This window comes from Paenibacillus sepulcri, assembly GCF_042647105.1.
Taxonomy (GTDB): Bacteria; Bacillota; Bacilli; order Paenibacillales; family Paenibacillaceae; genus Paenibacillus_Z; species Paenibacillus_Z sepulcri.
This window is the reverse complement of the sequence record NZ_JBHRUP010000001.1, coordinates 7,013,783-7,025,334: the sequence shown is the minus strand read 5'-3', so window position 1 is coordinate 7,025,334 and position 11,552 is coordinate 7,013,783. Positions and strand designations below refer to the sequence as shown.

The 11,552-nt window shown below is 49.9% G+C and carries 12 protein-coding genes; all 12 read right to left on the bottom strand.

Annotation, left to right across the window (positions count from 1 at the left end; all coding sequences use genetic code 11):
* Positions 1 to 246: 246 nt before the first annotated feature.
* Positions 247 to 1,503: a peptidase U32 family protein gene (locus tag ACFOLF_RS30510; protein WP_210045704.1), complete on the bottom strand. Its 1,257-nt coding sequence runs from the start codon at positions 1,501 to 1,503 to the stop codon at positions 247 to 249.
* A gap of 37 nt (positions 1,504 to 1,540) precedes the next feature.
* Complete coding sequence (locus tag ACFOLF_RS30505) at positions 1,541 to 2,506, bottom strand: peptidase U32 family protein (RefSeq protein WP_210045703.1); 966 nt, start codon at positions 2,504 to 2,506, stop codon at positions 1,541 to 1,543.
* Between the two features lie 3 nt (positions 2,507 to 2,509).
* Complete coding sequence (mltG, locus tag ACFOLF_RS30500; protein ID WP_379113729.1) at positions 2,510 to 3,649, bottom strand: endolytic transglycosylase MltG; 1,140 nt, start codon at positions 3,647 to 3,649, stop codon at positions 2,510 to 2,512.
* Between the two features lie 187 nt (positions 3,650 to 3,836).
* Positions 3,837 to 4,133, bottom strand: a complete 297-nt coding sequence (locus tag ACFOLF_RS30495; RefSeq protein WP_210045702.1) for a DUF1292 domain-containing protein — start codon at positions 4,131 to 4,133, stop codon at positions 3,837 to 3,839.
* Positions 4,134 to 4,169: 36 nt separating this feature from the next.
* Positions 4,170 to 4,481: a DUF1292 domain-containing protein gene (locus ACFOLF_RS30490; protein ID WP_210045701.1), complete on the bottom strand. Its 312-nt coding sequence runs from the start codon at positions 4,479 to 4,481 to the stop codon at positions 4,170 to 4,172.
* Between the two features lie 8 nt (positions 4,482 to 4,489).
* Complete coding sequence (gene ruvX / locus ACFOLF_RS30485; RefSeq protein ID WP_210045700.1) at positions 4,490 to 4,906, bottom strand: Holliday junction resolvase RuvX; 417 nt, start codon at positions 4,904 to 4,906, stop codon at positions 4,490 to 4,492.
* Between the two features lie 27 nt (positions 4,907 to 4,933).
* Positions 4,934 to 5,197 carry an IreB family regulatory phosphoprotein gene (locus tag ACFOLF_RS30480; RefSeq protein WP_210045699.1) on the bottom strand — a complete coding sequence of 88 codons (264 nt, stop codon included), beginning with the start codon at positions 5,195 to 5,197 and terminating at the stop codon, positions 4,934 to 4,936.
* Positions 5,198 to 5,245: 48 nt separating this feature from the next.
* Entirely contained in the window at positions 5,246 to 7,888 is a 2,643-nt protein-coding gene (gene alaS / locus ACFOLF_RS30475; RefSeq protein ID WP_210045698.1) for an alanine--tRNA ligase, read from the bottom strand.
* A gap of 389 nt (positions 7,889 to 8,277) precedes the next feature.
* Positions 8,278 to 9,348, bottom strand: a complete 1,071-nt coding sequence (locus ACFOLF_RS30470) for an AI-2E family transporter (protein ID WP_210045697.1) — start codon at positions 9,346 to 9,348, stop codon at positions 8,278 to 8,280.
* A 263-nt stretch (positions 9,349 to 9,611) separates the two neighbouring features.
* Entirely contained in the window at positions 9,612 to 9,806 is a 195-nt protein-coding gene (locus ACFOLF_RS30465; RefSeq protein WP_210045696.1) for a hypothetical protein, read from the bottom strand.
* Positions 9,803 to 10,354, bottom strand: a complete 552-nt coding sequence (locus ACFOLF_RS30460; protein ID WP_210045695.1) for a PRC-barrel domain-containing protein — start codon at positions 10,352 to 10,354, stop codon at positions 9,803 to 9,805. Before ACFOLF_RS30460 ends, ACFOLF_RS30465 begins: the two co-directional genes overlap by 4 nt.
* A 16-nt stretch (positions 10,355 to 10,370) precedes the next feature.
* Entirely contained in the window at positions 10,371 to 11,525 is a 1,155-nt protein-coding gene (locus tag ACFOLF_RS30455) for a cysteine desulfurase family protein (RefSeq protein WP_210045694.1), read from the bottom strand.
* Between the last annotated feature and the right edge of the window lie 27 nt (positions 11,526 to 11,552).

Here is an 11,552-nt window from a genome sequence, read left to right as displayed (position 1 = left end):
CGTACGTCTGTGTTAATGAGTCGTTCGCTGCCATGGTTATATGTAAGAAAATACGAAAAAAATTAATTTATGTGCTGAATCCTCCTAACGTCCCAAGCCTTTCCTCACAATTTGGCGGAAATCAATATCCTATATATCGGTAATGAAGGCCATCATTGTTAGCCGATTTCATCAAAAATTCATAAAAAAACCTTTCCTGGTGAAAGTTCACCGGAAAGGCGCATGACTTTAGTCTTATGAAGGAACCTAATTTACGCGTACCCGTTTGCGCATCATATCCATCGGCTTGACCGGATGCTCGGTCTTCATTACGATAGATTGCAGCGGATGGCGCGCCGCATCTAGCGTTGTTCCCGCTTCATCGGCAATTGGACCGACGATCTGCTTGAAAAAGGTGCCCTGCGGGCCAAAGAACTCCACTTCTTGTCCAGGCTTGAAATGATTGCGCTGCTGGACAATGGCAAGCCTTGTAGAAGAATCGTAGGACAGAACAACGCCGGCAAAATCATACGGAGCCGCCTTTTCCTCCGGCTCATAAATATGATCCTCCGCACCAGGCGTGTCAAAGAAAAAACCGGTGTTGAGCGGACGGTTGGCCGCCTTGTTTAAATCATCCAGCCACTCTTGCTTCATTATATAATGCTCCGGGTCAGCCATATAGGAATCGATAGCCTGCCTGTAAGCATTAACGACCGTAGCGACATAGTGAACACTTTTCATCCGGCCTTCTATTTTGAAGCTGTCGATGCCCGCTTCAATTAAATCTGGAATGTCTGACAGCATGCACAGGTCCTTGGAGCCCATGGTGAATTTGTCTTCATCGGCACCGAACATCGGCCTGTCTTCCTCAAAAATATCATATTTCCAGCGGCAGGACTGGGAGCAGCCGCCCCTGTTGGAATCTCTGTCTGTGAAATGATTGGATAGCACGCAGCGGCCCGAGAATGAAGAGCACATGGCCCCATGGATGAAAGCCTCTATCTCAATATCCACATGAGCCTTGATCTGAGCGATTTCCTCCAGGCTTGTTTCGCGGGCAAGCACCACGCGCGGCAGTCCCTCATCTTTCCAAAATTGGACAGCCTGCCAATTCAGCGTAGATTGCTGGGTGCTCAGATGCACCTCCAGCTTGGGAGCTACTCGCTGTGCCGTTTCAATAATGACGGGATCAGCAGCAATGATGGCCGCAATTCCGGCTTTCTGGAGATTTTGAAGATAATCCTCCAAGCCTGCAATATCCTCATTGTGGGCATAAATATTTGTAGCTACGAATACCTTCGCTCCATAGCGTGCGGCAAATTCGACGCCTTCCTTCATTTCTTCAAAGCTGAAATTGCCGGCTCCCGACCGCAGACCATACTTCTGGCCGCCAATATATACGGCGTCTGCTCCATAGTGAACGGCAAATTTAAGCTTTTCCAAATTCCCTGCCGGCGCCAGCAGCTCGGGTTTGGCGAGCCGATGACGTTTACCGGTTAAACTCGGCGATGTTAGGGTCGTCACGGTTTCACCTCCTGAATAATCGTTATCGATTTATACTTTAATACACCTGTTCTTTATAGAAAAAGCCGTAAGACAGCTCGCGCTCGGGATCTTGCACAGCCTTGATTGCATCAAGCCATTCCTCCTGAAAGGAATAGTCTGCCGGACTCTCAAAATAAGCATCGATAGCGGCACGGTAGCTGCGTACGACGGTCTCGTTGTACTTGGCTGATTTAAGCAGTCCCTCAATCTTAAAACTGTCAATCCCGGCTTCCATGAGTTCATGCAGATTTTCAATCATGCAGATATCATCCGAGCTCATGATATGCGTCCCGTTCGCATCCTCATAAATGGGAAAGCGTTCGTCCGGCCGTTCGACTTCAATCAAATACAAACCGTCCTCATACGTGCCATGCGCAGTTCCTCCTGGCATATCCCCATCCACTTCGCCGGCATTCACCGATTGTCCCTGATGATCCAAATAATTCTGCACAAGCGGCCTCTTGGAATGATAAATATTCGTTAAACCATGAACCTGCACCTGAACCTGCAGCTTCGTGTGCGCCTTGGCTTCCAGCACCTGCTCCATATTCAGCTCGCGTGCAAGCACTACCCTTACAGCGCCGCGGCGTCCCCAATAATTAGCCGTCTCATAATTGGTTGAAGTCATTTCCGCATTCCAATGAAGCTTCAAGTGAGGAGCAGCCATGCGCGCAGCCATCAGAACAGCAGGATCTCCGAATACAATGCCATCCACGCCAGCAGCTGATAAAGCCTGGATATAGTCAGGCAGCGTTTCTACTGTCGCATTATCCATAACATTGTTAAGAGCCGCATAGACAGCAACACCCTTGGGGTGCGCTATCCTGACCGCGTCGGCCATAGCCGCAGCATTGAATTCGCCCGGCAACCGCAGGCCATATCGGGATTCACCAAGCACAAATGCATCTGATCCCGCTTCAATCAGCCGCTCCACCTCTTCCAATGAAGCGGCGACTGTGAGCAGCTCGGGTTTCGTTGTCATTGTCTACCCTCCCTGTTTCGCCGTCTCATTGCTTTTGGCTATATTTTGATTATGCTCTTTCAGGGTGCGGCCGAACAAATGCTCATGGCTGCCGTCTTTTTTGGTCACATAATAAAGATAATCCGTTTTCTCCGGCAGCAGGGCAGCCTCAATCGATTTGAGGCTTGGCGAAGCAATCGGACCTGGCGGCAGGCCTTTAATCCGGTACGTATTATAGGGACTATCCACTTGGGTATCCTCTTCCAGCAGCCGCTCTTTGGGTGCAGGAAGGGAATATTGTACGGTAGCATCAATTTGCAGAGGCATGCCTTCGGCAATCCGGTTATAGATAATTCCAGCCACGATTGGCCGTTCTTTCTCCACCACAACCTCACGCTCAACCAGAGAAGCAATGGTCATCAGAGAATGAAAATCGATTTTACGCTCGGCAAGCGTCTCTTCCCAGTTCTCCGGAAGCGAATCCAGCTTGTGATCCAGCTCTCCCAGCATACGGGTAATGATCGCCTCTGCGTCGCTGCCTTTCTCCATCTCGTAAGTTTCCGGGAACAAGTACCCTTCCAGGCGATGCTTCATCTGCTTGCTGTCCTTAGGGATATCCCTCACAGCCTCGGCATCCCCCCAGGTCCGATCAGTATCAGCCAGCTTGAGGAACGCCTCCCGGTCCACATAGCCGTCTTTGCTTAAGGTATCGGCGATTTGCTCAATCGTAAAGCCCTCCGGGATGGTAAATCGGATCGTTTCCTTCTCCAATATCGCTCCCGCATTCAAGGCAGCAATAATCGCATCCTTGTCCATGCCGGGATTCAAGGCGTACACGCCAGCTTGAAACCGCGGGCCCTCATCCTTGAAACGCAGATAATATTTGAAAAGAAAGGCATTCCGAATAATTCCCTCTTCTTCGAGAGTATCGGCAAAATTAAACGGAGACATTCCTTTTTTGAGCTCGATCTGTTTGGCTTCACCTTTTGAGGCAGGGCGCAGGCCATTCCATATGTAGAATGCAATACTGGCTGTTATAACAATAATTAAGCCTAACAGTGTAAGTATGACCCATAGGGTTATTCGTCCACGTCTTGGTCCTGCTGGGCGATTATTATTGTTTACCGGCTTCTCACTCACCGGCTGCTGGTCTGATCGATCCAAGGATATATCCTCCATTATAATGAAATCGCGGAAAAGGACGGCCTTGCGCCGCCCCCATCCTTGAAGCATCAGAGACAGCTTCAGCTTCGGCTGATCATCCCTGATCTAATCTATATGAAGAAATTTTACCATCTTCTTCTTATTATTTCAGTTATCATACTCTGATAACCAATTGAGTTGGGCTAAGCTACGGCTGCTGATCCCCGTCAAACAACAAGTCGTCATAAGCTTCTGCAGCAGCTTCCCATTCCTCATCATCCTCGATGGACTCCAGTGACGGCTCTGAACCGCCAGTAAGAATTCGGAAGAATGCTACTTCATCCGACTTTCGCATGAGAGCGGATTGCAGACCCGCATAATCTGAACCGCCAACACGGAACTCAGCTACAATTCTCAGCGATTCTGTCTGTCCGTCCTCGCCGACCAACTCGACTTCCTGTCCGTAAACAGCCTTCAGGACGGAAATTCTCTCGACAGTGGACACCGATTATGCACACCTTTCTTCAGGAGAAAATAATTCTTAGCCTTCGCTCTCTTCGATTTCGGCAAGAAGTGTATTAAAGGTTTCTTCAACCATATTCCACTCTTCTTCGTCCTCGATCGTATACAGCTTCAGATCATCGCCTTCTTCTTCATAACGGAAAGCGTAAACCTCTTCAGCTTCTTCCGAATCCTCGTCGGAATCTGCATTCAATGGAACAACCATCATATATTTCTGATCGGAACCGTCTACCTCAAACTTCATGACAACCTCGAATTCTTCCTCGTTGCCTTCTTCATCTGGAATGTAGATGATTTCCGGCTCTTCGTACTGCATGTCGTCCTTTGTCATCGTTACCCTCACCTTTTCGTTTTAGAATCGAGATAATTTTGCAAAATGAGCGCTGCCGCCATTTTGTCCACCACTAACTTTCGCTTCTTCCGGCTGACATCCGCTTCGAGCAAGGTTCTTTCTGCCACGACGGTTGTCAGACGTTCGTCCCATAGGTGAACGGGTACATTTAGCTTTTGCTGCAATGTTTGTGCGAATGCGATGCAAATTTCGCCACGCGGACCGATGGTTCCATTCATGTTTTTCGGTAAACCGACCACAATTTCGCTTACTTCATGCTCACGGACCAGACTTTCAATCGCATTGATTTCACTATTGTCGCGACGCTTCTCGACAATACCGAGTCCTTGAGCAGTCCAGCCGAATGCGTCACTGACGGCAACTCCGATTCTGCGGTCGCCGTAATCCAATCCCATAAGACGCATACGCCAGATGACCTCTTTCATTGAAAATTACGTACGATGCTTGCTTAAATACGAGCGTACGAGTTCTTCAATAAGCTCGTCTCTTTCTTTTCGGCGAATTAGACTTCTGGCGTTGTTATGCCGCGGAATGTACGCGGGATCTCCGGACAACAGATAGCCGACAATCTGGTTGATCGGATTGTAATCCTTCTCCTGCAGAGCATCGTAAACAGACAGCAGTATCTCTTCTGAAGAAGTCTCGGGTCCCTCCGCCTTCACGTCGAATTTCATTGTCTTGTCCATGGAACTCATCGCCAGCACCTCACTTTCCAAGTCGCTTAAAAACGGTAATATAGCTAATCATATCACATTTCCCTGGGATAGAACCAGTTCTTGCGCAATTTGCAGCGCTTCTCCTAATTTAGACGGATCTTTGCCGCCAGCCTGGGCCATATCAGGGCGTCCGCCCCCGCCTCCGCCGCAAGCTGCCGCTGCCGCTTTAATGATTTTTCCGGCATTGTAGCCCTGTTTGACAAGCTCAGGAGATACCGCTGCCACCAGATTGACCTTGTCCTCTGAAAGGGCTCCAAGAACGATCACGGCTTCGCCGAGCTTTGCTCTGAGCTCATCCACAATGCCGCGCAGCGCATCCATGGACGGCGCATTGACCTGACTCGTCAGAACCGTAACCCCGTTCACAGTCTTCGCCTGCGATTCCAGAGAGCCTGCTTCAATGCGGCCAAGCTTGCTTTGAAGCGATTCATTTTCCCGGCCAAGCTCCTTCACTTGCGCGTTCAATGCTTCAATCCGTCTTGGCACTTCATTCATATTCGATTTCAGCAATCCGGCAGATTGCTTGAGCAGATCCAGCTGGCTCTCTACATATAAATAGGCATGGCGGCCGGTAACCGCTTCGATCCGGCGTACACCTGAGCCGATTCCGCTTTCGCCCACCAGCTTGAACAGCCCAATCTGCGCCGTATTGGCAACATGACAGCCGCCGCATAGTTCAAGGCTGTATTCTCCGACGCGCACAACACGCACGACATCGCCATACTTCTCGCCAAAGAGTGCCATAGCTCCCATTGCCCTGGCTTCGGCCAGCGATTTATAATCGATCTGCAGCGGCGTTCCGATCCAGATTTGTTCATTAACACGGCGTTCAATATCGCTCAGCTCCTCGGCGCTGATGCTGCCGAAATGGGAGAAGTCAAAGCGCAGGCGCTCAGGCTCGACGAGAGATCCCGCCTGATTGACATGCTCGCCAAGAACATCTTTAAGAGCGCGGTGCAGCAAATGAGTTGCGGTGTGATTCTTAACGGTCGCTTCACGCGTTTGTCTGCTGACAGCGGCTTGAACACGATCGCCGACACGCAGCGTTCCGCTTGTAACAAGGGCGTGATGAACCGGTTGTCCATGCGGCGCTTTGGTTACATCCTCGACAATCAGCGTAAAGTCGCTTCCTGTAATCATCCCATGGTCGCCGACCTGTCCTCCGCTTTCTGCATAGAAAGGCGTTTGGTCAAGCAGCACAAGAACACGACTGCCTTCACCGGCCTCGCTTACCGACTCCTGGCCGCTGACGATGGCAATCACCGTTGCCCCTTCGGCTGTCAGCTCATCATAGCCGATGAATTCCGATTTCTCGGTGAAATTCGCAAGCGGACCGCCCTGCACATTCATGCTGCCCGTATCCTGTCGCGCTGACCTCGCCCTGTCGCGCTGCGCTTCCATTGCTGTGTCGAAGCCTTCGCGATCTACCGTCATGCCCTGTTCTGACGCATAATCCTCGGTCAAATCAAACGGAAATCCGTAGGTATCATACAGCTTGAATGCATCCGGACCATTGATTTCCTTCTGGCCGGCCGTCATGGCCGTTCGTACGAGTTCATCCAGCAGCGCAAGACCATCCGACAGCGTTTCGTGGAAACGCTCCTCTTCCGTGCGGATGACCTTCTCGATGAATTCACGTTTCTCAACAACTTCGGGGTAGTAGACACCCATGATATCGCCTACTACTGCGACCAGTTCATGCAGGAAAGGCCGGTCTACGCCCAGCGATTTGCCATAGCGGACCGCACGGCGCAGCAAGCGGCGGATAATATAACCGCGTCCTTCATTTGACGGAAGAACGCCATCTCCTACGGCAAAAGCAACTGTACGGATGTGATCGGCAATAACCTTTAATGCGATATCATGCTCCACATTGGCCCCATAACGAACGGAATCGCCGGCAATCTGGCAGGTCTGATTGATAATCGGACGGAACAGATCCGTGTCAAAATTGGAATCCACATCCTGAAGGATCGATGCGAAGCGTTCCAGCCCTGCACCGGTATCGATGTTTTTGTTCGGGAGCGGCGTATAACTGCCGTCCTTGTTATGGTTGAATTGTGAGAAAACAAGGTTCCACACTTCCAGGAAACGCTCATTCTCCCCGCCAGGCCAGCATTCGGGATCACTCAGATCGCCGTATTTGTCCCCGCGGTCATAGAAGATTTCTGTACAAGGGCCGCATGGTCCCTCGCCGATATCCCAGAAGTTCTCATCCAGCTTGTAGATCCGCTCTGCAGGCAGACCAATCTTCTCATTCCAGTAACGGAAGGCTTCCTCGTCTTCGGGATATACCGTTACCGACAAGCGATCCGGCTCAAAGCCAATCCACTCGGGGCTCGTCAGAAATTCCCAGGCCCAGGTTATAACCTCTTCCTTGAAATAATCGCCGATCGAGAAATTGCCCAGCATTTCAAAAAACGTATGATGCCGGCGCGTTTTGCCCACATTCTCGATATCATTGGTGCGGATGCATTTCTGGGAATTGGCGATTCTCGGATTATCCGGAATGACACGGCCGTCGAAATACGATTTAAGCGGGGCCATTCCGGCATTAATCCACAATAGGGAAGGATCATTATGCGGTACGAGCGATGCGCTTGGTTCGATTTTATGGCCTTTGCTTTCGAAGAAAGCGAGCCATTTGGAACGGATCTCACTGGCTTTCATAAAGAATCAACCTCCATCATAAATTGAAAATAAAAAAAACGCCCCCTAAAAACAGGGACGAATCATTCGCGGTACCACCCTGGTTATTGCCACGAACACCAGCAGGGAAGAAATCTCTTCCGACCGGTAATCCCAATATGGGCAATCTCCTTAAGCGGGCGTTAACGGGCCCAACCGGTGAAGTTCTTTCACACTCCGAAACCAGCATTCAGCGGTTCTTCGCCAATAGAATTCTCTCAGCCGACGCAGTATTGCTCTTCATGCAAGCAATCTGCGAAGAAATTCTTTCTCTGATTGGCGGGCTACAGCCTACTATAGTTTCATCCACGCTTTGGCAGTCATGCAATTGACTTATTTGCATTTAGTATAGCGACACAGCAGGCCTGCTGTCAAATGGTCTTTCGGCGCACATAATAGGCGAATATATGCTGAACGACGACCTTCAGGGCCGCAAAAATCGGCACCGCCAGAATCATCCCCACCATGCCCGCCAGTTCACCCCCAACCAGGAGGGCAAAAATAATCGACAATGGATGCATATGCAGCGTTCTGCCTACGACCTGGGGGGATACGACGTTGCTCTCAAGGATTTGGCAGGCGGTATTGACAATAACGACCATCAGCACCATTTTCATCGATATGGTGGATGCCATGACTAGCGCCGGCGCCGCGCCGAAGAACGGTCCGAGATAAGGAATAATATTCGTAATCGCCACCACGCTTGCAAGAAGCAGCGGATAGGGCATCCCGATGATCCAGTAACCGATATAGGCCAGAATGCCGACAATCAGACAAACGAGAAATTGCCCACGGATATAGCTGCCAAGTGCATTGTCAATATCCTTGATAAGTCTTACAGCATGGTTGCGGTGGGTTCTGGGCACATAAGTCAGCACCGTGCGCTCGAAGACATTGAAATCCTTCATAATATAAAAGGCCAGAAATGGGATAATGAATGCGATAAAGATGACATTGAGCATCGCCCCGATATTATTGACAAAATCAAAAATCGCATCGGATGATTGTTTCTCCAGCTTATACAACGAGTTATTGATCCCGCTGCGGATGCTTTCCGGCAGAAATGATGTATTGTTCAAATCATTTACCAGGCTCTGCGCACGCATCGTCAAATCCGGCATATGCTGATTAAGCTCCTGCAGCTGCTCCAGAAACATCGGGATCGCATTGATAAGCACTACCGTAAGCGAAGCGCAGAACACAGCGTAAATCAGCAGCACCGCCATCGTTCTCGGCACTTTCCGTTCATTAAGTAAATTCACGATCGGATTCAACACGTACGAAACAATCATGGCAATGAGAAAAGGAGCCAGAACGGCTTTGAGAAATCCGTAGATGTGCACGATGATCGGCTTCACCAACAGGAGTAAATATAAAGAAATCAGCCCCAAAATCAGATATATGAGCCAAGCAAAAAAGCGGTTGTTAGTAAAGCGCTCCATACTCGTCCCCCCGCACGACCCTTAGGAACCTGTCCAGAATCGTTCTTCCGTACAGTATATGTACAAGGCAGGGAATTCATCCTTTGTAATTGCGGAGTGCCATTTAATTCCAATCACCGCTTGGCGGGTTTAGCCAAAAAAGTCCACAAAAAAAAGACGGGCTTTCGGCCGCCTTTTTTTAAAAACCTATAGAATTTATAATCGTTTCAACTCGCTGAGCCGCCATAGGACGTCCATCAGGCGTTTCTTCTTGCAGAACCTTATTAATTTGCATGAATCTGAGGAATTTCCTCTTCAAAAAACAAATCGTCGAGCGAGCTTAACGTGCCATCCTCTTCCACTTGAAAGACAGACATTTTATCGCCATTGACTGTCAATTCAATGAAGCAACCCCAGCAGTAATACTGGTGGGATCCGATTTTCCCGATATCTTTCGAGTTGCAGTTTGGGCATCTCATGTTTCATTTCTCCCTATATCCGAATCAGAAGCGGCGACCGGCTCCATAAATGCCTCAATGCCGGCCGGAACGATAATCGCATTTTCCCCGAGCAGGACAAGATCAGCATCGCGCGGAGCGGGCAGCCACTTGCGGCCTTCCATCAAATCCGCTATAAACCCATCTGTCAACTCATAGCCTACTATTTGTGTACCCAGTAAATCCTCAAAATAAACATCCGATACCCGGCCAAGCTGCTCGCCGAGGTCCGTAACGATCGGCAAATCCTTCAAATGGACAAGCCCGGTGTGAAAAGTCCGCTGAACCTCAACGGTTTCCTTCTTGCGGACCGATGCCTCATTCATGACGAGAACGGCGTCACCGCCGCAGATCAGAACCTCACTCCAGCGCACGGTCTTCATGGCGGATAAGAACCGCCTCCCGGCATCGAGCACTATTCCATCAAGCTGCCAATGTTCGTTAAACCAGACGTCTTTTACATAGCCTACATGCTTGCCTTTGCTGACTTCAATAACAGGAAGTCCAATCATATGCTGTAATCGGATCAAAGGGTTTGGAGGCCTCCTAGGCATTAGTACGGATGCGGTTGTAAAAAGTTTCAACTTTTTTTGCCGCAATCTCAAGTTCCTCCAAAGTATTCCCCAAACCAAAGCTGAAACGCACGGCAGACGATAATCTCTCCGGCGGCAAAGCCATAGCTTCCAGCACATGAGACGGCTCGAGTGCTCCCGCAGTACAGGCTGAGCCGCTTGACGCTGCGATCCCTTCCAAATCCAGGTTCATCAGCATCGTCTCCGTATTCAAACCGATAAAGCTGACATTAATAATATGCGGTACTCTCAGCGTATCGTGGCCATTAATGATCAATCGCTCAGAGCCGACTATCCTGCGCATACTATCTATCCATTTATAACGAAGCTCGTCCATAAAAAGTTTCTTTTCCTGCCATGAATTCACAGAATGTTCAATCGATTTGGCGAAACCTACGATTCCGGCCACATTTTCGGTACCTGCACGCCGTTTTCTTTCCTGCAAACCGCCATATAGCAAAGGCATGATGGATGTCCGTTTGGAAACATACAAAGCACCGACTCCCTGCGGTCCGTTAATCTTATGGGCTGAGAAGCTCATCAAGTCGACCGGCATACCCTTCAGATCGATCGGAAGCAAAGAAAGCGCCTGAATGGCGTCCACATGAAAGAGAACCCCTCGCGAACGGGCAATTTCGCCAATTTCCTCGATGGGCTGTACGGTTCCGGTTTCATTGTTGGCATACATCACACTAATAAGCGCTGTCTCTGCAGTGATCGCCTTCTCCACATCCAGGGGAGATACGCGGCCATCCGAATCGACCGGAAGGACGGTTAACTGAAATCCTTCCTTCACTAATGCCTCGCAGGTATGCAGCACCGCATGATGCTCCACTGCCGATGTAATGATATGTGTTTTTCCTTTAAGCTTGCCTGCTCTTGCCGCACCCGTGATAGCGGTATTGTCGCTCTCCGTGCCGCCGGAAGTAAAAACGAGCTCCGAAGGCTGGCAGCCCACCGCTGATGCAATAATATCCCGTGCATGATTGAGCCGCTGACGCGCCGCACGGCCAAAATGATGAATACTCGACGCGTTGCCGGGTTCACCCGTATAAACCTCCATCATGGCCTTGGCCACCTCAGGATGGAGAGGTGTTGTTGCTGCGTGATCCAAATAAATTAAAGCCATCGTTCCTTCACCCTTACCGGCCTTTCG